Source organism: Jeotgalicoccus marinus DSM 19772 (assembly GCF_000425825.1).
Lineage (GTDB): Bacteria > Bacillota > Bacilli > Staphylococcales > Salinicoccaceae > Jeotgalicoccus > Jeotgalicoccus marinus.
The window spans coordinates 1-23317 of the sequence record NZ_AUEE01000009.1 but is presented as its reverse complement, the minus strand read 5'-3'; the positions used below and the strand labels follow the sequence as shown (position 1 = coordinate 23317).

At 36.2% G+C, this 23317-nt stretch carries 20 protein-coding genes; 7 read left to right on the top strand and 13 right to left on the bottom strand.

The features are described 5' to 3' along the window. Positions 1-202: 202 nt before the first annotated feature. The 4 genes from pruA to H624_RS0106265 all read right to left on the bottom strand — a co-directional run bounded on the left by pruA (position 203) and on the right by H624_RS0106265 (position 4963). Positions 203-1744: an L-glutamate gamma-semialdehyde dehydrogenase gene (gene pruA, locus H624_RS0106280; RefSeq protein WP_026866832.1), complete on the bottom strand. Its 1542-nt coding sequence runs from the start codon at positions 1742-1744 to the stop codon at positions 203-205. Positions 1745-1863: 119 nt separating this feature from the next. After that, a complete protein-coding gene (locus H624_RS0106275; protein ID WP_026866831.1) occupies positions 1864-3138 on the bottom strand; it encodes an amidohydrolase in 1275 nt (424 codons plus the stop codon). A 1-nt stretch (position 3139) separates the two neighbouring features. Next, positions 3140-4321, bottom strand: a complete 1182-nt coding sequence (locus H624_RS0106270; protein ID WP_342664966.1) for a M20 metallopeptidase family protein — start codon at positions 4319-4321, stop codon at positions 3140-3142. An 18-nt stretch (positions 4322-4339) separates the two neighbouring features. Then, complete coding sequence (locus H624_RS0106265; protein ID WP_026866829.1) at positions 4340-4963, bottom strand: GNAT family N-acetyltransferase; 624 nt, start codon at positions 4961-4963, stop codon at positions 4340-4342. Positions 4964-5040: 77 nt separating this feature from the next. Between H624_RS0106265 and H624_RS0106260 the strand changes: the two genes are divergently transcribed. Next, positions 5041-5259 (top strand): hypothetical protein, encoded by a 219-nt coding sequence (locus H624_RS0106260; RefSeq protein ID WP_026866828.1) that lies wholly within the window; start codon positions 5041-5043, stop codon positions 5257-5259. A gap of 13 nt (positions 5260-5272) precedes the next feature. Here H624_RS0106260 and H624_RS0106255 read toward each other — a convergent pair whose 3' ends face one another. Then, positions 5273-6178, bottom strand: coding sequence for an alpha/beta hydrolase (locus H624_RS0106255; protein ID WP_035856277.1), 906 nt, complete (start codon positions 6176-6178; stop codon positions 5273-5275). A gap of 134 nt (positions 6179-6312) precedes the next feature. Between H624_RS0106255 and queF the strand changes: the two genes are divergently transcribed. Further along, entirely contained in the window at positions 6313-6801 is a 489-nt protein-coding gene (gene queF / locus H624_RS0106250) for a preQ(1) synthase (RefSeq protein WP_026866826.1), read from the top strand. 103 nt (positions 6802-6904) lie between these two features. On the opposite strand, the gene H624_RS0106245 is transcribed toward queF, so the two are convergent. The 6 genes from H624_RS0106245 to H624_RS0106215 form a co-directional block, all read right to left on the bottom strand. Continuing rightward, positions 6905-8842, bottom strand: a complete 1938-nt coding sequence (locus tag H624_RS0106245; protein ID WP_026866825.1) for an FtsX-like permease family protein — start codon at positions 8840-8842, stop codon at positions 6905-6907. Next, entirely contained in the window at positions 8829-9590 is a 762-nt protein-coding gene (locus H624_RS0106240; RefSeq protein ID WP_026866824.1) for an ABC transporter ATP-binding protein, read from the bottom strand. The genes H624_RS0106245 and H624_RS0106240 overlap by 14 nt, the downstream gene beginning before the upstream one ends. Positions 9591-9692: 102 nt before the next feature. Continuing rightward, positions 9693-10685 (bottom strand): sensor histidine kinase, encoded by a 993-nt coding sequence (locus H624_RS0106235; protein WP_026866823.1) that lies wholly within the window; start codon positions 10683-10685, stop codon positions 9693-9695. A gap of 4 nt (positions 10686-10689) precedes the next feature. Next, positions 10690-11364, bottom strand: a complete 675-nt coding sequence (locus H624_RS0106230; RefSeq protein WP_026866822.1) for a response regulator transcription factor — start codon at positions 11362-11364, stop codon at positions 10690-10692. Positions 11365-11367: 3 nt separating this feature from the next. Next, positions 11368-12561 carry a DUF418 domain-containing protein gene (locus H624_RS0106225; protein ID WP_026866821.1) on the bottom strand — a complete coding sequence of 398 codons (1194 nt, stop codon included), beginning with the start codon at positions 12559-12561 and terminating at the stop codon, positions 11368-11370. Between the two features lie 427 nt (positions 12562-12988). Beyond that, positions 12989-14122, bottom strand: coding sequence for an MFS transporter (locus tag H624_RS0106215; RefSeq protein ID WP_026866819.1), 1134 nt, complete (start codon positions 14120-14122; stop codon positions 12989-12991). A gap of 106 nt (positions 14123-14228) precedes the next feature. Here H624_RS0106215 and H624_RS0106210 point away from each other — a divergent pair, with 106 nt between their 5' ends. Continuing rightward, a complete protein-coding gene (locus H624_RS0106210; protein ID WP_026866818.1) occupies positions 14229-14717 on the top strand; it encodes a COG3014 family protein in 489 nt (162 codons plus the stop codon). 36 nt (positions 14718-14753) lie between these two features. Here the strand turns inward: H624_RS0106210 and H624_RS0106205 are convergent, their stop codons facing one another. Beyond that, a complete protein-coding gene (locus H624_RS0106205) occupies positions 14754-15704 on the bottom strand; it encodes a dipeptidase (RefSeq protein ID WP_026866817.1) in 951 nt (316 codons plus the stop codon). Positions 15705-15851: 147 nt separating this feature from the next. Between H624_RS0106205 and H624_RS0106200 the strand changes: the two genes are divergently transcribed. After that, positions 15852-17180, top strand: coding sequence for a YjiH family protein (locus H624_RS0106200; RefSeq protein ID WP_026866816.1), 1329 nt, complete (start codon positions 15852-15854; stop codon positions 17178-17180). A 221-nt stretch (positions 17181-17401) separates the two neighbouring features. Here the strand turns inward: H624_RS0106200 and tyrS are convergent, their stop codons facing one another. Continuing rightward, a complete protein-coding gene (tyrS, locus tag H624_RS0106195) occupies positions 17402-18664 on the bottom strand; it encodes a tyrosine--tRNA ligase (protein WP_235678933.1) in 1263 nt (420 codons plus the stop codon). A gap of 405 nt (positions 18665-19069) precedes the next feature. Between tyrS and H624_RS0106190 the strand changes: the two genes are divergently transcribed. The 3 genes from H624_RS0106190 to H624_RS0106180 all read left to right on the top strand — a co-directional run bounded on the left by H624_RS0106190 (position 19070) and on the right by H624_RS0106180 (position 23311). Continuing rightward, positions 19070-21604 carry a transglycosylase domain-containing protein gene (locus H624_RS0106190; protein WP_035856274.1) on the top strand — a complete coding sequence of 845 codons (2535 nt, stop codon included), beginning with the start codon at positions 19070-19072 and terminating at the stop codon, positions 21602-21604. A gap of 148 nt (positions 21605-21752) precedes the next feature. Beyond that, a complete protein-coding gene (locus tag H624_RS11705) occupies positions 21753-22424 on the top strand; it encodes a helix-turn-helix domain-containing protein (RefSeq protein WP_051220505.1) in 672 nt (223 codons plus the stop codon). Positions 22425-22444: 20 nt separating this feature from the next. After that, complete coding sequence (locus H624_RS0106180) at positions 22445-23311, top strand: IS3 family transposase (protein ID WP_051220504.1); 867 nt, start codon at positions 22445-22447, stop codon at positions 23309-23311. Positions 23312-23317: the final 6 nt, after the last annotated feature.

The following is a 23317-nucleotide window of genomic DNA, read 5'->3' as shown; positions in this document are numbered from 1 at the left end:
ATATTTATTAATGAAATTAAAGCCTTGAATTTTTCAGAATTTTTGGTAGAAAATTCGAGATAATTATTGTAAACACTATGAAAACTTGTCATATTAGCTTTAGTAATACTTATTAAAGATAATAAAAACATTAAGTATAAATTAAATTTTTCTACAAAAAAAAACACACACGACATTGTCGTGTGTGTAAATTGATTCTAACTTAGAACATTTCTGAAGTTGTTTTACCTTGCATGTGAAGTGTAAGGTAATCTGGTCCACCTGCTTTAGAGTCAGTACCTGACATCTTGAAGCCACCGAATGGATGATAACCAACGATAGCTGCTGTACAACCACGGTTGAAGTATAGGTTACCTACCATGAAGTCACGTCTTGCTTCTTCTTGGTGTGCTCTATTTTTCGTTAATACTGCACCTGTTAGTCCATAGTCAGTATCATTTGCAAACTCAATCGCTTCAGTGAAGTTTGAAGCTTTTGCAAAGCCAACAACTGGACCGAAGATTTCTTCTTGCATGATACGATCATCATGTTTAAGTCCTGAAAATACTGTCGGGTGTACAAAGTGACCTGTCTCGTTATCGATTGTTCCACCGACTTCAAGTTTTCCTTCTTCTTTACCAATTTCCAAGTATTTTTGAATTTTTTCAACTGATGATTCATCGATCACTGGCCCCATAAAGTTATCTTCTTCTGGGTTACCAATTGTTAAGTCTTTAGTTAAAGCAACAACTTTTTCTAATAGCTCATCATGAATATCTTCTAAAGCAATAACACGTGAACATGCTGAACATTTTTGACCAGAGAATGCAAATGCTGAAGTGACAATTGACTCTGCAGCTAAATCTAAGTCTGCACTGCTGTCAACTACGATTGTATCTTTACCACCCATTTCAGCAATCACGCGTTTAAGGTTAACTTGACCTTCTTGAACGACTGCTGCTTTTTCATAGATATCTACACCGACATCACGTGAACCTGTGAAGGATACAAATGCTGTATCTTTGTGTTCAACAAGTAAGTCACCAATTTCACGACTTGAACCTGGAATAAAGTTAACTACACCTTTTGGTAAACCTGCTTCTTCTAGTACTTCAACAAATTTATGAGAAATTACTGAAGCTTTAGAAGATGGTTTTAATAGGACCGTATTACCAGTTACTAAGGCTGCAGAAGTTGTCCCTGCCATAATTGCTAGAGCGAAGTTCCATGGGGAAATCACTAGCCCTACACCTAATGGAATGTAGTCAAAACGGTTTTTCTCACCAGGACGTGAAACGACTGCTTTACCGTTTTTAAGTTCTATATTTTGTCTTGCATAATATTCTAAGAAATCGATCGCTTCTGCAGTATCTGCATCAGCTTCTTTCCACGGTTTACCTGCTTCTTTTACAAGTAAAGCTGTGAATTCAAATTTTCTGTTACGAATAATGTTAGCTGCTTTAAAAAGTACATCTGAACGGAATTCAAATGTTGATTTTCTCCACTCTTTAAATGTTTCTTTAGCAACTTCCATTGCATCTAATGCTTCTTTTTCACCTGCTTGAGACATCTGTCCAATGATCTCGTCTTTTTGTGCAGGATTATAAGATGCTAATTTTTTTTCAGTTAAGACTCTTTCACCATTAATGATCAATGGATAGTCAGAACCAAAATCTTTCTTAACTGTTTCAAACCCCTTATTTAATAAATTTCTGTTCTCTTCTTTAGAGAAATCAGTAAATGGTTCATGTTTGTACGGTATCATAAAATAAATTCTCCTTTGTTTTTAATATCCTTTAAAACTTATTAAATTCTTTCCGCATTTTTAAGATAACATTGTTTAGGAAAATCTCCAACTATTCCTTTGCATATTCTATAAAATTTTTAATCCGCTTTCATTATTGACAGAGTAATGTTTTGGAATACTTCTACTGCGATAGGTAAGACGCTCTCATCCAGATCGAAACTCGGGTGATGATGTCCATATTTAAGATCAAACGGGAACAGCATGTATGTTGCTTGCCCACCTTTATCATGGACGCGATTTAACATCAAAGTAACATCTTCTGAGGCACCAAGTGGTAAGTCATCTCTTAAGTCTTTTACTATTTCCACTTTTTCAACTGTATCTCTAATCATTTTAACCAATTCACTACTACAAACTGAACTTACAGCTTGCCCGACGATCTCTATTTCTACTTCATTGTCATACATATTAGCTGATGATTCTAAAACCTTTACAGTTTTTTCATACATGTATTCGTTTAACTCAGTCGTTTCACCGCGTGTCTCAATTTCCATTTTTGCTTGGTCTGCTATTACATTTCTTCCACTTCCCGCAGTAAGTGATCCTGTATTTATTCTAGTCGCACCGTCTCTATGTCTAGCAATCGCATTTAAGTTCAAGGCTGCACTTGATGCAGCTAAAAGTGAATTATTTCCTTCATTTGGTTCTACACCAGCATGTGCTGATTTCCCTGTGAAATGTGCATCTAATTTAGTCGTCGCTAAGAAGTCTGTCGTGGATAAGGAAACAGTGCCCACCGGCATTTTTCTAATACCAAGATGTAAGGAAAAGAAGTAATCAACATCATCCAACCACCCTTTTTCTACAACAGACTTTGCACCTTTAACACTTTCTTCGGCTGGTTGGAAGATAATTGTAAAACGTCCTTTTAAATTATCAATGTTAGCATTAATATATTTCACGAGATTAAGTCCAACCGTGATGTGACCGTCATGACCACAAGCATGCATCTCACCAAAATGCTGTGAACCAAAGCCTTCACTATTAGGGATATGTGCTTGATCTGTTGCCTCTGTAATCGGCAGACCGTCAATATCAAAACGTGCCGCAAAATGAGGACCTGGTTTATTTGTATCTATAGTCGCGATAACACCAGTCATACCATCCTTTATTTTACTTAAAAATGACTCTGGCACACCGTAATCAAGTGCTCTTTGATAAGATGCTGCCATCGTTTCTTCTGAAGGCATACCAACTCGCGCGCTCTTTAGTAAAACATCGTCACCGAGATGTAAGGTAAAATCAGTATCTTTTAAATGCTCATAAATTTCATAAGTTGTAATATATTCAGTAAATCCCACTTCAGGAAACTGATGAAATTTTCTTCTTGTTTCAACTAAGATATCCGACATATTATTCTTCCTTTGCTAAGCTATTCAATGTATCTACAGCCATATTTACCATCGCAGTGATACCGTATTTAAAAGCATCTTCATTTAATCTAAATGCAGGGTTATGGAGTGGTTTTTGACCCTCACCGACTGACGTTCCTAACCAGTAATACACACCTGGATATTTTTGCAGGAATCTTGCGAAGTCTTCACCCGCTAAACTTGGTTGCAAGGATGGGACAGCCGTTTCACCGTAAAGGTTCACTATAGATTTTCTAAGTTCGCTCGCCCAGTGATCGTCATTTACTGTTGCAGGGTAGCCATCGTCAAAAATAATTTCACATTCAGCACCCATTGAGGTTACAACATTTTCAACCACTTCAAAGAAGCGTTTCTTCATCAATGTTTTCGTACCATCTGACTGTGTACGAATCGTACCCTCAAGTTCTGCAGTTTCTGCGATGACATTATGTTTAGTGCCTGCCTCAAAACGTCCGACTGTTAAAACGGCAGGTTCCATCGGGTTCGCATTTCTACTTACGAGTGTTTGTAGTGCATTGACAACTTGGTTTCCGGTAATCAAAGCGTCTACCGTACTATGTGGCATTGAAGCATGGCCACCAGAACCTTTAATAATAATTTTAAATTTATCGGAATTGCCCATGATTGGCCCTGCCATCACTCCAAATTTGCCTACTTCAAGATCTGGCCACACATGCTGAGCAAAGAGCATTTCTGGTTCATATTCATCAAAGACGCCATCTTCCATCATAGCCTTCGATCCACCTGTCGGTGATAGTTCCTCAGCAGGTTGGAAGATTAATAAAATCGTTCCTTTTAAATCTTTTTTATTATCGTTTAGTACTTTACCCGCATGGAGCAACATCGACGTGTGCGCATCATGACCACATGAGTGCATGACGCCTTCATTTTCTGAAACGTATTCCACTCCTGAAATTTCTTTCATCGGTAAAGCGTCTATATCTGCTCTTATACCAATTATTTTACCGCTTTGTTCACCTTCTATGATGCCGAGTATCCCTGTCCCTGCAAAGCCTGTTTTAAAGGGAATACCATATTCAGTTAATTTTTCTTGAATTCTTTTTGAAGTCTCAAATTCTTCTGTACTCAGTTCAGGATAGCGATGCAAGATTCTTCTAAAATCAATTGCATCTTGAATTGTATGTTCATCAATAGTAAACATCATATTTCCACCTTTGCTTTACTTATTATAATAATCAATAAAGTCGCCTTCGAGTTGCCACCCGATATAATTTTGTCCGTCATTCATCATCCAATCATAATTGTCATACTTAACTTTGATGACTTCCCCATGATTGGTCAATTCTGTATTAAGCGGTAAATATAAAATGTGTCTTCTCTTCCCATTATATTTCAGTCTCGTACGCATAATTTTGAAACCAAGTCTAAATTTATCTTTTAGGCTCGCGAGGTTTGACGGCATGACTGTTGAAAAGATATAGTCAAAATCACCAGACGCCTTGACCTGATCGATTAAAAATTCACCCATTTTAGTTTGTAATCCTTGCCCTCTATGATCTGGATGCACAAGAGAAATTTCCGAATAAATTGAGCGCTCACGTGGCACTTGAACATCGTCAGCTAAATGCTCATCTTCGTCTAGGTCCGGAATATACATCGTTCTTAAAGCAACAAGTTGATCATGAACAAAGACACCAGCTGTATAGCCTTGTTCAACACCTTGTTCAAACTCACTTCTAGAGAGCTTTTGTAGCACTTCTTTTTGCTCTAAAAACTCATAGATAGAATCTTGTAAGACTAGCATTTCATCAATATCATGCTTGTTTAGTTTAACGAAATTCATGGAAATCCCTTCTTTCTTAGTTTATATGTTTATAGTATATTTCTTTCGGTTATATTTATATTGAGGAGTTGGTTAACATGAATATATTAGTAAAATGCATGAACTCCAACGAAGACCACAGTTTCTTTAAAATAATCCATAATATAAATGAAGAACAATCCGCTGTTGACGACTTTATTTTTGAATGCGTGAGAAAACATCCTGACTTTAATGACAAGGATGTCGTCGTACAGCTGATCTACCCACATCACTCAGAATTGTATACTGAATATCATTTGGATTATGTGAGCCGCTAAATTAGCGGCTTTTTTATTGGTTTTCTAACCATTCAAACATAAGTGGAACCCAATTTTGAACATGCTTATTTACTTTACCGGTAATTTCACTCGCAACACTTAACCCGTGATCACCTTCTGTAAAAGTGTGTAGTTCCCATGGAATACCCGCTTTCTCTAAAGCATCTGCAAAATCAAGTGCATTTTTCACATAGACCAATCGATCCCCTACAGTATGCCAAATAAAAGTTCTAGGTGTATCTTTATTCACATGATTTTTCAAAGTCGCCTTGTCTAAAATTTCTGGATCAATTTCAGCACCAAATACCATACGACTTGCCATAGACATATAAATTGGATCCCCTACACCGCGTGTTTCTGCAATTTGTCTGTTTAAGTCATAGTCTAAAATTGGATAAGATAAAACTTGGAAATTTGGTTTATACCAACGTGATTCCTTACCAACTAAATCTCTTAGCCATGCTTTATTCCAATGGACACTGAGACTTGCAGCTAGGTGTCCACCTGCAGAAAAACCGATTAATCCAATATTATCTGGATCTACATTATATTCATGAATGTTTTCTCTGATATGAGAAAGTGTTAATGCAAGCTCAATTAACGGGTTTGGAAATTCAGAACCAAGTACTTTGTCTGGTTCTACCATTGAAGCAATTTTATAGAGTTCATCTCTTGATGCTTGACGTCCTTCACTTTCTATCATCGTACCAATCGTTGAGTACCTTAGTATAAATACCTGATAACCCCGCTTAAGAAAATCATAGGCAATAGGTTCAGCCTCTCTTTTAGATAAATACATGTAACTACCACCTGGACAGATAACCACAGCAGGCTTCTTCTCAAAACTCACTCCGGTTTCACCGAACAGTGCGGTAACTTCAGCATAGTAATCACCGATTTTAAACTTCTTTATATTCATATATTTCAAGCCTCACTTCCTTACCTTAATATTATCAAAAAATTCAGTTCAATATATATATAAAAGACAACTATTTCGGACAAATGTATAATGAAGTAGACAAAATTATTTATTGTATCTAGGAGGATAATGTAATGACAAAAGATTACTCAAAAGATTTAAGCTTATTAGGTAACCAAGAAGTATCATATAACTATGAATATAATCCTGATATATTAGAAACATTCGATAACGACTATCCAGGAAGAGACTACTTTGTTAAATTTAACTGTCCAGAATTTACAACACTCTGTCCAATGACAGGTCAACCAGACTTTGCCACTGTCTATATCTCTTACATACCAGATGTCAAAATGGTAGAAAGTAAGGCTTTAAAACTTTACCTTTTCTCATTTAGAAACCACGGTGGTTTCCATGAAACGAGCATGAATATGATTTTAGATGATCTCGTGAAATTAATGGATCCAAAATACATTGAAGTTTGGGGTAAATTCACACCGCGTGGTGGGATTTCCATCGACCCTTATGTTAACTACGGTCGACCAGGTACTAAATATGAGGAAATGAGTACGCACAGAATGTTAAATCATGATATGTATCCAGAAAAAGTCGATAATAGATAAGAATAAACCTATAAAAGCGGATGTTAGACTTCTAAGGAAAAGCATCAGCGTAAGACTACAGGCTTACGCGATGCCCCTGAAAAGCTATCATCCGGCTTTTTTATTATAAGCTTTTACTTACTGTCTTCTTATAATATAAGAGTGACATCAGTGCAAAGATTGAGTATAGAATTGTGTAGATGAGCATAACGAGGAGTGTGGGTCTCCACATCTCAACACCGAATATAAACCAACCAGATCTGACTGCAAAAATTGAATGAAGTAATCCAATGAATAGTGGAATACCAAAGGATATAACCATCTTATTGACTAGTCCTCTTAATATCTCATTATTTGTGAATCCAAGTTTTCTCAGGACTTGGTAAGATCCTTTTTCACTTTCACATTCATCAATTTGCTTAAAGTATAAAATACAACCTGATGTGAGTAGGAAAGCAAAGCCTAAATAGCCTAAGACAAACATGAGAATACCTGATGTTTGAATCATCTCATTATAAGACATTTGCTGTGATGAGAATGCTGGATTTTCTTCCTTATCCATCATTTCTAATACATCCTCATTGTCTCCTTCAACAATGTTAAAGGCTGCAAGTTCTGTCGGCCTTTCAGCATCAATTTCAGACACTACTTCGTTTTCCATCAATTCTTTATATACTTTATCGTCCACTACTAGTGTCGGCATACCAAAGGTTAACCGTGTTGGGAGTACTGCTTCAGAATATACTTTTGAAACTTGTACTGTTTTTTCAAATCCTTCAGTTGTAGTAAAGGTCATAGGAGTGCCGGCTTCTAGATCTGTAAAAAAGTCTAAGATTGCCATTGTCCCTGTTGCATAGACTTCATTTTCACTTACATCATAACCTTCAAAGTCTGCATCACTTACGATAGGATATTGTATACCTTCTATATCTTGACTGGCTAAATTTGTTTCCATTTGATTATCCATTTGTACATTAAATAATAGGAATTCTTTTTCGTAACGACTAATGCTATATCCCTCATCATTTAACATATCTTCATAGAAATCAATATCTTCACTTGTTTCAACCGTATAGTCGTATGGTTCAGTACTTTCTAGCATTTTCTCGGTCGAGTAAAAGTTAATATACGATAGTGACATTGCTGTAATGCTTATTGCTGTAATGACTGTGATTATTGTGAGTAAGAAAGCATTTGAACGCATCTTAAACATAATAGATGTCGTAGACAGTACATCTTTTACATTAACATGGCCAGCTTTTCTTTTTCTAAAGAAGTTTAAAATTAGAGCGACACCACATTTAAATATAAGATAAGTCCCTACAATCGTTAAGAACAAAATACCTAACATTAAAATGGGGAGTAGTACTGGCATCTCCATGGCCATATCAAACATCTGGGATGATAGGAAATATCCCACTGCTACCATAACGATTCCGAGAATGCCGAACAAGGCAGTCGTTACACCAATTGGTCGTTGACTCGACTCGGATACCTTATTTAATTTCAATAGATCAATAAGTTGATGTCGACCTAAGAAGATTCTATTTTGTATTAATAAGCAAATGAAGATAAATACAAAAACGCCAGCTGTGGTGAGGGCTGCTACCATAGAGAAACTCATCTCAACCATTAAGTCAACACCAATGATTTTCATTAGAATCATCAACAATAGTCGAGAGATAAAGAATCCTAAAATGATACCGAGAACTAAACTTCCAAAATATATGATAAAGTTTTCAACCAGTAAAATTCTAAATACCTTGGACTTATTCATCCCGATTAACTGATAAAGTGCAAGTTCCCTATGTCTTCTCTTAATGAATATCAAATTCGCAAACATGACAAAGAATATTATGATAATCACAATGACAACGGATCCGACAGAGAACAAGGCGTTCATTGCAGTACTTTGTGAAATTTCTTCGCCAGCCTTTTCGTCAAACGTCAGTGTTAGCAATGAAAAGAACAAGGCAACACTAAAGACAAGTGCGAAGATGTAAAGCGCGTAGTTTTTTAGATTTCTAGTAAAGTTTTTGATAATTAAACTATTTAGATTCATCTAGTACACCACCTAAGACGCGTTGGGTATCTAAAATTTCACTGTAATAATCATCTTGACTCATGTCACCACGTGAAAGTGATGTATAGACTAGTCCGTCCTTTAGAAATACCACTCGATGTGAGAAACTCGCAGCAGTTGCGTCATGTGTGACCATGAGTACACTTGTGTTAAGATTTTCATTTAGTTGCTGTAGCTTTTTCAACAGATCACTTGCTGATTTAGAGTCTAGCGCACCGGTTGGCTCATCAGCAAAAATAATTTTCGGTTGGTGGATAAATGCACGTGCAGCACTCGTTCTTTGAGCCTGTCCTCCAGAGATTTGGCTAGGATACTTGTTCTTTAGATCACTAATTCCGAGTTGGCTAGCAATTGTCTCGAATTGATTTTCCGCTTCTGATTTAGACATCGAACGTATAGATAGAGGTAACATAATATTTTCTTTTACCGTTAGAGTATCTAAGAGATTATATTCTTGAAAGATAAATCCTAAATCCTTCTTTCTAAAGTCTGCTAATTCCTTATCTTTTAAAGTCGTAAAGTCAAAATTATCGATGTAAATGTGACCACTTGTCACTTTGTCAATTGAACTGAGCACATTAAGTAAGGTCGTCTTACCAGAACCTGAGGCACCCATGATGGTAACAAACTCCCCCTTTTTTAGATTCAAATCAATACCTTTTAAAACTTCTGTGCGATTAAACTTATTGCCGTAACTTTTTTTAATGTTCGTTGCTTTTAATAACATATTAATTGCCTCCTGTTTTAATTGTTAATACCAGTTTAATCTCTAGAAATCCTTTTATCGTTTGAATCTCCTAACAAAAAGCACTATGAAGTGACAAAAATGTCACTTCATAGTGATATCAGAGAATTTATTTGCCTTATTAAAGATTAAGGTCATTGTTGTATATTCTCCATATGTGGATTGTGCAGTTAGGTCAATATTTAACACCTTACACACTTCCTGGCTTAAATAGAGCCCCATACCTGTAGATTGATTATCGTCGTGATCTGACGTTGATGTAAATCCTGAGTCAAAAATTCTATCTATATCTTTTCTTTCGATTCCTCGTCCGAAATCAGTGATTGTAAGTCGTAAATGATCCGCCACCATTTCCCCTGAAATGACTATGTCGTTATCATTCGAATACTTCACGCTATTTGTCAAAATTTGATCTAATACGAACTGTAACCACTTTTTATCAGAATATACATGCTCATATTTAAGTTCAACATCAAAACCTATATTTTTTTCCATACACACACTTCTCAACTTAAGTATTGAGTGTTTAATCAAATCATTAATATTAAATGATTCAATATATAAATCATTTTTAATATTGGGCAGTCGCTGAAGATATAAAATTTCGTTCAGCATATTATTCAGTCTGGTCCATTCACTTTGGAGTTTGTCATGATAATCGCCTTCTAAGTCATCAATCATTAATTTCATGGTTGTGACTGGCATCTTCATATCATGGATGAACCGTGTCAGCTCATCTAAGTTTTCCTTTGTTCTCCCCGCTTCTTCCTCAAGTTCTGCTTGATGATGAAGCCTTAACTCATATAACTTGTCGTAAATCTTCTTTTGAGTATTTACTAAGGGTTGGTCTACAGTTTCCACATCATTTAGGTTACCTAAGGCATCAAACTCATTTTGAAACGTCCACTTTCTCACAAAATCCCAAGCTAAATATATTATAAAGATTAAAAGATTAAATAAAATCAAGTAGATAACAGAAACGTTTGGAATACCGTTATCAAGCATTCCTATAAGGACTATAAAACTATTCATTATTATAAACAAAACAGCGATATTTATATTTTCTTTAAAGTACATTATTTTACCCCTTTAAGACGTAACCACTACCTGTCTTTGTTTCAATCGCATCGTCTAACCCTATTTCCTCAAGTTTTTTTCTCAGGCGATTTACGTTCACAGTCAATGTATTATCGCTAATAAATCTAGAGTCATCCCATAGGGATTCAATAATATCATTCCTTGAGATGACCTCATCTATGTTTTGAGCCAAAATTGATAAGATATAAGATTCATTTTTTGTTAGTTCAACTTCATTTTCTTCCATGATAATTTTCAACTTTTTAAAATCAAAAACAGCGTTCCTATATTTATAAACACTGACGTCAGTTGCCTTATACTCATAAGTTCGTCTTAATAACGCTTGAACCTTTGCATTTAACACTTCAAAGTTAAAAGGCTTTTGGACATAGTCATCCGCACCCATTTGCATGCTCATGACCATATCAGCAGGATGATCCCTCGAGGATAGAAAAATAATGGGGACACTAGAAATATTTCTAATCATTCTGCACCAATAGAATCCGTCATATTTTGGAAGTGTAATGTCGATGATGACTAAGTTAGGTTTGACCTCTATAAAATCGTTCATTACATCGCTAAAATCCTTTATTCCAAATGCGTCTATATCCCATTCATTGAACCTTTTAAAAAGCTCATCTAAAAGTACCATATCATCTTCTATAATGAGTAACTTCATTGATTAGACCCCTTTTTTCTTGATCGGCATTACATTTAAGTATGTCAGTGTTCTCCATATCCACTCTAGTGGACCATATGAAAAATTAGACATCCACATCTTAGATAAAATAATTTGCACAGTGAAAACAACGAGTACGATTGGCACAAAATAAATTGCATCCACACGATTAAATAAACCACCAACATAAAAGATAAGTAACATGATTATCGTTTGACCAATATAATTTGTCAAAGCCATTTGACCGACTGGTTGTAGAACTTTCACAAGCCCTTTAAAGTGCTTCATTAAAATTAGCATCAATGCAACATAGCCGAGTGACATCAATGGACCACCTAAAGAACTTGAGAGTTGCCCAAGTGTTGAATAAGTATCATTATCACCTGCATAGGTTGTAAAATATCCTGTCACAATTTTAATTGGCAGACCAATACCTAAACCATACCAAGCTAGTTTTTTTATCATGTTCATATGTGCAGGTAAGTTTTCAAACACTCTCATTTGACCGAAAGATAAACCGATTAAGAACATTGCAAGTACAATTGGCACAACAAAAATCATTCCTGAAACCGAGATTCCTAGTAAGGTCATATTCATACTGACAACTTCACTATAAGAACCACTACGAATCGCATCGGTCATTCCAATTTCAAAGGCAAAGCCAGCCATCGATTGATCGCCCATTAAGAATAAGGCTAGAGCCCCTAGTAAAATTAAGCCTGTGATCATTGTTAATATCAGTACTGCAATAATCACGTTCACCTTAGGACTCAATCTATAGAAGAAGAAAAGAAGTGCACCAGCAATTGCATAGGTCCACAGAATATCGCCATACCATAAAAATATTCCATGTAGGAGACCAAAGATTAATAAGACAAACATTCTTCTATAAAACAAGGGTGCAAGATTTTTACCCTTTTGTTCCGCTCTAGATAAAAAGATGAAAAATCCTAATCCAAACAAGAACGAAAACATTGTAAAAAAATTCGTTGTAAAAAAAGTGTTGATGAAAAATAAACTCAGTTCATTCCAAAAACCTGTGTATATTTCACTGCGCTCTGGATTCAAGCTGTCCTCAATATCAGGACCAGCAAATGCCATAATATTCATCATCAAGATACCTAACAAGGCAAATCCTCGAATGCCATCAATTTCATGTATTCTTTCCTTAAATGAAACAGGTTGATTTTGATTCATTGGTCCACCTCTAAAGATTATTTATTTCTAACTTACCCTAATCTTACTAGTAAAAATAAAAAATCGCATTTCTTTATGAAAGAAAGGCGATTTTAAAACTGCATAAATTCTGGTGGTGCACCAGTTAAATATGTGTATATATAGTAAAAACATATCAAAGCCAGTGGAACTACAATAACAATAAACAAGAATAATCTCAAAAATCTCACCAAGATTTTATATATAACAATGCATAATATAATAATTAACGTACCATATAATATGTTACTCCAAGTATATTCAATGGACGTATATCCAGTATAATTCACAAGAAATATTGCAACCACACTGAGTATGACAATCAACACCAAACGCATTAACATGATTCTCTCTCCTTTTGGTCTTTTAATTATACAGGATAAACGTCAACATTTGAAATTTAAGCACGTTAGTTTCTTATATTTAAGGCTGCAATCATACCAATAAAGACGATGACAAAGCCTAACCAAGGGCCATATGATATATCGAAATTGTTGATGAAGACGCCGCCGATAACTGCCCCAATTCCGATACCAAGATTTAGTGCTGACATGTTCCAACTGAAGACATTTGAACTCGACCCCTCAATATTATCGACTAGGCCACCTTGTACTGCAGGTGAAGTTGCCCACTGGAAGAGCGCCCATAAGAATACATTAATATAGAAGAGAATCGGTGTATCATATAAGAATGGCATCATGAATAGACTAAGTAAGAAAAATGAAAGCATGGTAATAACTGTACGTTTAGCACCAATTTTATCGACTAAATTACCGCCAATATATGTCCCAGTCATCCCTCCTGCTCCTGTAATCAACAAGGCCATTGAAACATTCTCTAAAGTATAACCATGTGACGTCATAAGTGGCGAGATATAACCTAAGATAATATAGTTACCAATCAACACAGCCAATGTCACAGCAATATATAATGAGACATTTCTTTTAGATGTGATTCGACTTTTTTGTTCGCCTGGTTGAATATCACTATCAAGCGCCTTACTGTTAACAAACAAAATCACACCAAATCCTACAAGAATTGCTAAGATAATGACTAATAAGAAAATAATTCTCCAACCAAACTGAGCACCGATAATCGTACCGATTGGAATCCCAAATACGTTTGCGGCACTAAAACCCATGTAGACTGTAGCAAGCATCTTACCACGAACTCTCGGTTCAGATAAGACCACAGTCATATCTAATATTTTTACAATAAACACTGCAGCAGCCATGGCAGTAATGACACGACCGACAGAAAGCATAAAGAATGTGTCAGCTAAACCGAAAACGACATTACCTATTATAAATACAACTAAGGATAGAAGAACTACAGGCTTAGAGTTTAAATTTTCAGTTAAACGAATTAATATCGGTCCAAAAACTGCGAAGCTGATCGCATAGACCGTAATTAACTGTCCAGTCAGAGCATGACTGATACCTAGATCACTACTCATCAGCTCCAAAATACCGGATACAATCAATTCCATCATACCGAGCAAAAAGATACCGACGGTAAAAGTAACGATTAATTTTTTGTTCATTTATAAACGCTCCATATGTAAATTATTTTAAAGGGCAACTCTGCTATTATACAATAAAGTATGACCGTTTTAAATGATAGAAATATTATATTCATAGGAGTGGACCATGAAAAGATATATATTACTTTTTTCTTTTATTCTTTTAGTTTTAAGTGCATGTTCTAGTGAATCGACAGAAAACTATAGCCAGATGACCTCAGCTTTTGAAAGAAACGATTCTGAATTAAATAAAAAAATTAGTGAAACTGTTACGAATATACAGGAAGAGTCCAACAGGGACAAGGCCTTAGCAGATATCAATGAAGGTATTATTCCTAGAATCGATGATTTTAAACAAACAATAGATAATTATACCTTGTCTGATGAAGCACATATCGAAGTCCAAGAGGCGATTCAAACCTACTTAGATAATTTACGAACATTAATGGAATTGTATTCAGAAATTAATTCTGAGTTTTTTATAGTCAATCCTTTTGAAGATGCGTCGCTAAGTGAAGACATCAATCAACAGCTTGAAGAGATTCAAAACCTAGAAGAAGAAGTCCAAAAAAATAGAGCTGATATCGATCAGCTCATCAGTGAAAATAATGAATAAGTAATGACCTAGGTCGCTATATAGCGACCTAGTTTTTTATGAACAAAAGTTATTAATGAAGTTCCTTGATGCAATATCTTCAGCAAAATCTTTACCGTATCGTACCTCAATAGCCGACATAAGGTTCGGGTAGTCACCTGAGTCTTCGAGATCAGCGACGAAATTCGGAATACCATCGAAGTCTGAACCGAGACCAATGTGTTTTTCTGCGCCGAGTTCACGGATTTTATCGATATGTGTTAAGAGGTCATCAATAACAAGGTTCCCTTCTCCGACAAATGCTGGGCAAAAGACGATATTGACCATACCACCCTTTTGAACGAGTTTAATGATTTGCTCATCGTAGAGATTTCTAGGATGATCCATTATTGTGCGTGAATTAGAATGACTGGCGAATACATGCTTACCTTTTTCAATCACATCTTCAAAGCCGTGAACGTTTAAGTGACTCACATCAATTAAAACGTCATGTTTATTGCATTCTTCTACTACTTGGTTACCAAGTTTACTTAAGCCAGTGCCGCGAGTTTCCCCCACACCATCAGCAACTAAGTTAGCATTATTCCATACTAAACCAACTGATAGGACACCTAAGCGAAATAAGGTTCTTAATTTCATTAAGTCATTGCCAATCGCATCGGCACCTTCTAGGGTTAGTACCGCTCCGTATTCATCTTCTTTTAAATTATTGATATCGGATAATTTCTTTATGTGCACCATCTTATCCATTGTGAGTACTTCATTATAAAAAGCATCAACTTGTTCTAGTGCATGCTGCCATTTTTCATTATCAGGGATTGTTGGTGATATAAAGATTGCATAGAACTGAACTTTTACATTCCCTTCAATCCTACGTTTCATATTAGTATCAATTTCTTTAGAATCTAAATAATTTAAATTTCTTTTCCTACCATAGTTGCCATGAGTACTACGCTGGTCACTCTGTAATTTCAATAAAGCATCGCAATGTGTATCAATAATATTCATTTTAACTCTCCCCTTTTAATCTTATATCTATTATAATATAATACATTCAAATGAAAACGTTTACTTATTTACTTTTATACATTATGATGTATAATTATTTAATACATTCAATGAGCTTTATAAATCTATAAATAAAGAGGTTATCATATGACAAGATCTACTACATTCCTTAAATTTTTATTACCATCCTTATTTGGGATCTTTATGTTTCTTGTTCCCCTTAATATTGATGGTGAAACAACAGTTCCTGTTGCCTTTTTAGCTAACTGGATAATTGAACTAATTTCAGTTGAAACGATTACATTACTTGTTGTCATTACGATTGTCTTTGCGGCCATAATGAGCATATTGTTTACTTGGATATTAAAAATTGATACTGGATTCTGGTCTAGTATTTTTAATACCAGTCATTTTTGGGTCACTTTAAGAGCAATCGGTGCAATATTTGCAGTTCTTGCTTATTATGGTGTCGGTCCCGAGATGATTACTTCTTCTAGTACAGGTGGCATGATTTTAAATGATTTACAGCCAACCTTATTCACGGTATTCATTATTGCTGGTTTCTTCTTACCGTTATTATTAAACTATGGATTGTTAGAGTTTGTTGGCACGCTGTTTGCGAAATTCATGCGTCCCGTATTCACCCTACCTGGACGTTCAACAGTTGATAACTTAGCTTCATGGGTTGGAGATGGTACTGTCGGTGTCATCCTAACGAGTAAACAATATGAGGATGGATATTACTCAAAACGCGAAGCTAGTGTTATTGCATCGACGTTTTCAGTCGTATCGATTACATTTACAATTGTTATTTTAGACTTAATTGGACTGATGCATTTGTTTGGTCCATTCTATTTAACAATATTTATTGCTGGTGTAATTGCAGCCTTGATTATGCCGAGAATTCCACCATTATCTAAGATTGAAGATAGCTATTATAATGATGGATCTGAACTGGAAGAAATAATTCCACAAGGTCATAATCCATTCTCTTGGGGATATAAACAAGCTTTAACAAAGGCAGAAAAGTCACCAGGTTTTGTTTCACTAGTTAAAGAAGGTATTAAGACTGTGTTTGATACTTGGTTTGGCGTACTACCAGTCGTTATGGCAATTGGTACACTTGGTACAATATTAGCAGAATACACACCAATATTTACTTGGCTCGGCCTACCTTTTGTACCGCTTCTAGAATTGATTGGTATACCAGAAGCTCAGGCAATGTCAGAAACATTATTCATCGGTTTTACTGATATGTTCCTACCAGCGATTTTAATTGAAGGCGTACAATCAGACATGACCCGCTTCATTGTTGGTGCCATGAGTATTACCCAGTTAATCTACTTATCAGAAGTCGGTGGTGTAATTTTAGGCTCTAAGATTCCACTAGGACTCGGAAAACTCTTCACAATCTTCTTGATAAGAACAGTGATTACCTTACCAATTATTATTATTGCTGCGTTCTTAATCTTTTAATACAGTAAACGACATGAGGATCTACGGATTCTCATGTCGTTTTTTTGTGCTTGTATTTAAATTGTGATTTTAATTCTATAAGTCCCTTAGGCAATAACGATTTATAGAATAATGGCTTTAAAATTCTATTCGTCATCAATAATTACCTCATGTATAGAAAAAACGCACTTGTCTTCCCAAGGGATCAAGTGCGCACTTTGGACTCATGTCCAAGCCTATTTTTATTTGTAATATACAATCGTGTATTTCTTCTTACCACGTCTGAACACCGTGAAATCATTGTCTACCTTATCCGCTTCTGAGATTTCATGTTCTAAGTTTTGCTGTCTTTCACCATTGATGTAGATTGCACCGTTTTGAATATCCTCACGTGCTTGTCTTCTTGATGATGAAATACCAGCATTTACAAGGACTTTTACTAAATTGTTGTCTTCAGCTTCAACTGTAGCAGATGGTGCATCTTTAAGCGCATCTTTAATTTGACTCGCATCTAACGATTTAATATCTCCACTAAATAATGCTTCTGTTACTTTTTTCGCCTCTTCAAGTCCGTCATTACCATGTATAAATTCAGTAATTTCTTCGGCTAAACGTTTTTGAGCTTTTCTTAAGTGTGGCTCAGTTGCAACTGATTCTTCTAGTGACTCAATTTCTTTTCGTTCTACAAAGGTAAATAGTTTCAAGAATTTAATAACATCTTCATCTGATTGGTTTAACCAGAACTGGTAGAATTCATAAGGCGATGTACGGTTTTTATCGAGCCAAATATTTCCTGACTCGGTCTTACCAAATTTCTTACCATCAGCTTTCGTAATCAGTGGAATAGTTAAGCCTTCTGAATTCGTCGTACCATACATACGTCTCATTAATTCAAGACCACTAGTGATATTACCCCACTGATCTGATCCACCAATCTGCATGCGCACATTGAATTCTTTATTTAAGTGACCAAAGTCAATTGCTTGTAAAATCGTGTAAGTAAATTCTGTATATGAAATACCAGTTTCCAATCTCGTTTGGATTGCATCTTTCGATAACATGTAGTTCAACCCAACATGTTTACCGTAATCTCTTAGGAAAGATATTAAACTGATGTTTTGTAACCAGTCTTTATTATTTACGAGTACTGCAGCATTTTCATCACTAAAGTCAAAGATAGTTTCCATTTGCTTTTTAATACCCTTAACATTTTCATCTATTTGTGCTTCGGATAAAAGCTGACGCTCATCTGCTTTAAAAGATGGGTCTCCGATCATCCCAGTACCGCCGCCAATTAAGACAACTGGGCGATGTCCATATAGCTGGAAGCGTCTCAACGTTAAGAATGGGACTAAGTGGCCAATGTGTAAACTATCTGCTGTTGGATCGGCCCCACAATATAAAGAAATTTTCTCACTTTCTAACATCTTGTTGATTTCATCTTCATCAGTCATCTGATAAATAATACCACGGTATTTTAAATCTTCTAATAAAGTTGTCATAATAGCCTCCTATAATTTTTTTAATAAATAAAAAAGCACCCATACTATATAGTATGGGTGCTGACACGGTACCACCAAACAATTTATCTCTAAATAGAATATACGTAATTCTAGACGTTCAAACTAACTTATGAGTGTATTCATCTAGATATCCTCACAGACTCTCACCATCCGTCTGCTCTCTGAATCAAATAAAAAGATTACTTGTCTCACCGCTTGAATTTATTCATTAAATTTACATCAGTATATTATAATCTGGAGATTAAAGTCAAGTTGGCGAGGTCTTATAGCTTGAAAATTATAGATTTTAAGCTAATATGGAATGGTTGATTATCATAGTATTTTCGGTCTTTTATCGCTAGGGAGCACTGAAAACATGTGATATAATCTTTTTAATAGGAGGTTGGCATGAAAAAGAAAAATGACTTTATTGATAATATAAAGAAGATGTTTTCGCGCAGTGACTCTGATAAGAAAACTGACAAGATTCACGGCGAGACTGCGAAGGACAAATATCAAAATACAGTCGCCCGCTTTAAAAAAGCTGGGTCTCCACTTAGAGTAACATTCTTCACAGCGTATGATACGATTTGGAATGTTGTTTTATTCTTACTATTAGCAGTTACTCTACTTGGACTATTTCTTTTCAGCATCGGTCTTGGCTATTTTGCAGCACTTGTTTCTGATGAGGAAGTGCTCGCTGAAGATGAAATCCAAACTGCCTTGACGGAAATGACTGAAAGTACGTCTGTGACTTTTGGTACCGGTGAAGAACTCGGAACACTTCGTTCAGATCTTATACGCGAAACCGTCTCATATGACGAAATCTCTGAAAACGTAATGAATGCCCTTATCGCTACAGAAGATGAACATTTTTATGAGCACAACGGTGTTGTACCTAAGGCATTTATGAGAGCTTCCCTTCAGGAATTATCTGGTAGTGAAGCAAGTTCAGGAGGTAGCACCATTACCCAGCAGTTGGTCAAAAACCAAATGCTAACTAACGACCCTACTTTCGATAGGAAGGCGACTGAGTTACTACTCGCATTTAGAGTCGAGAATATATTAACGAAAGAGGAAATATTACAAGCATACTTAAACGCAGTATCATTTGGTAGAAATGCGAATGGTCAAAACATTGCAGGTATCGAATCTGCAGCTCAAGGTGTCTTTGGAAAACCTGCAGCTGAGTTAAATATTGCAGAGAGTGCCTTTTTAGCAGGTTTACCACAAAACCCATATGCATACACACCGTTTAATCAAGATGGGTCAATGAAAGAACCCGAACTGTTAGAAGCAGGAAAGAATCGTCAGGAGTTCGTACTTTCAAGAATGTTGACAGAAGGTGTCATTACCCAAGAAGAACATGATCAAGCTCTCGGCTACAACATCTATGAAAATATGGCTTCTAGTGTGGTTGTTCCAAACCAAAACTACCCGTTCTTAACCGATGAAGTTGAACGCCGTGGTGTCGAAGTCATCAAATACATCTTGGCAGAAGAAGAAGGCGTAAGTCGTGAGGATGTTGACTCTACTCCACTCTTAGACCAAGAATATACTCAAAAAGCAAATGATGCATTGCGTAATGAAGGTTACCAAATCGAAACAACAATCGATAAGGAAATTTACGACACAATGCAAGACACCAAGAATAATAACTTCAACTATTATGGACAACGCTCAAGTTTAGATGCCTTGAATGCCGTTCAAGGTGAGGAAGAGGAAATTCTTGATCATGAAGTTGGTATGGTCTTAAAAGATAATCAGTCTGGTAAGATATTAGGTTTTGTCGGCGGCCGTAACTATGAAAACTCAGAAGTTAACCACGCAACTCAAACAACACGTCAGGCAGGTTCGACTATGAAACCACTCAGTACTTATGCACCAGCTATTGAAGAAGGACTCATCGTACCTGACACTGTATTACTCGATGAAGAGTTCAACAACAATGGCTATCAACCAGCAAACTACTCTGGTGACGAATATGGCTTAGTTTCTGCTAAACACGCACTCAGTAACTCTTACAACTTAAGTACCTTGAGATTATGGTCAGAAGTTAGAAATCATGATCCATATCAGTACTTAGATGCAATGAATATGAGTGTACCTGAACAACTCGTTGGTATTACTTCATTACCACTTGGTCCACTCGATACGTCAGTTGAAAGCAATGTCGATGCCTTTTCTACTTTCGGTAATCAAGGTGAAATGAATGAAAGTTATATGATTGAAAAGATTACTTCTCCAACAGGTGAAGTTGTCTATGAACACCAAGGCGATCCAACTCGAGTATTTAAGGAATCTACTTCATTCTTAATGGCAGATATGTTGAAAGAATCCTTTGTTTCTGGTTCGGTTTACCATATTAAAGATTACTATGAAGCAGTCAGTGACGTTTACGATTGGTCAGCAAAAACGGGTACATCAGAACAGTTTGTTGATTCTTGGATGATTGGTTTTAACCCTAAAGTTACCTTAGGAATATGGATGGGTTATGACAGAAATATTCCTCAAGTTTATGATACTGATGCGGAAACACATCCGCATATCTACAACTGGAGAAACATGGCACAAGCTTTAACTGCAGTAGCTCCAGAAACGATGGGTGCATACGAAGAATTCCAACAACCATCATCAGTTAGAACAGAAGATTTCTGTGCATTAACGATGGAATTAGAAGATGATTGTTCAAGAAGTATGGATCGTCCAATTGAAGGTTTAATTGCTGAAGATACACAATTCAGTGATAAGAGTTCTCTAAATGATCCCGCAATTCAAGCAAGAATGGGTGCAGGTATTGACTCAAGTCTATCAAACGGAGATTTAAGAGGAACTGTAACGAGAACTTACGATGACACTTACAGAGTCCCAAGAGGTTCTTCAAGTAGTAGCTCAAGTGATGACGATGATGAAGACGAAGATGAGGACGAGGACGAGAACTAAATACTTGCAAAAGGGTGGGAATATATTCCCACCCTTTTTATTTGATAATCTATTAATTTCATTAAAAAAACACTCGATGCTTTAGTGACCTGCTACCTCCTAAGTTTACAGATGAATTAAAAAATCTGTAGACTTAGGAGGTTTTATTATGGCTCGACATCGTAGTTTTGAAGAAAAAATTAGTATTATTGAATACTACTTGAAGCATGGTAGCCAGCAAGACACACAAAAGAAATTTAATGTAAGCATCCAAAGTTTAAAAGATTGGATGAGATTATATCAAGAGAAGGGCCCTGAAGCTTTGAGACATGAGCCCAAGCATCAGACATACACAAAAGCATTTAAGTCAATGGTGGTAGAAGAATATCTTAATCAATCCATTAGTTATAGAAGCTTAGCTATAAAATACAATATTCGTGCCTATTCTACTGTAAAGAAATGGGTTAAGGCGTATACTGAAGGTAAACGAGTTAAATCTACCTTCGGAGGTAAGCCATTGATGGTTAAGTCAAGACAGACCACATACCAAGAACGATTAGACATTGCACAGTATTATGAGGCAAATGAAGTGAGTATTCGTGAACTATCTGAGCTTTTTGATGTCACCTATCAGCAAGCTTATCAATATGTGAAAAAATATGAAGCAGCTGGAAAGTATGGTTTAGAAGACCGACGCGGCAAGCGAAAGCCTGAAGATGCATTGAGTGAAGTCGATCAATTGAAACGCGCGCTAGAACAAGAGCGTCGTCAACGTCGGAAAGTGGAAGTAGAGAATGCGTTTCTAAAAAAGTTGGAAGAACTCGAGCGGAGACAAAAATAAGCCGAGTTCGTGGCCATAGGGTGCATGAAGCCATTACTGAATTACACAGGGTCGGCTATACAATCTCGGAACTATGTGCGGTCGCAAATATCAGTCGTCAAGCATATTATAAATATTTGAACCGTCAGCCCCCACAATATGAGATTGAGAATGCAGTCATCGCATCCACCATTGCTGAGTTATACCTAAAATATAAAGGTGTCCCTGGATATCGAATGATGCGTCATCTAGTGAATCGCCAACTTAATACCGCATACGGTGCGAGACGTATCTTACGCATCATGCGACTCATGGGTATACAATCCGTCACACGTAAAAAGAAACAAGTCCGCACACAGAAATCTGGTGATTTGACTGCAACAAATACATTGGGTCGACAGTTCGTTTCTGAATTTAAGAATGAGAAATGGCTAACGGATGTTACAGAATATAAGCTTAAGAATGGCTCGCGTGTCTACATGTGTGCGATATTGGACTTATTTGATAATAGTATTGTCGCCCATCGTTTTAGTTTGAGGAATAATAATCAACTTGTGTTGGATACGTTTAAAGCTGCTTTAAAGTGCAATCCACTGGCTTCACCCATGGTGCACAGTGACCGAGGATACCAGTTTACCTCTTATGGTTTTAGACAACTGTTAAATGTGAATCAGATGACTCAGAGCATGTCTAGAGTGGGGAAATGTATTGATAATGGGCCGATGGAGTCATTTTTTGGTAAGTTAAAATCAGAGCGTTATCACTTAGTTAGAAAGTCAGGTGGCTATGCCACCTACCAACACCTGGTGGAAGATCTCAATCATTATATCCATTTTTATAACCATGAACGACCACAAGATGTGCTGTTTGGTTTGACACCAATCGAACTTCGTCGTGTGGCTGCATAAAAAAAA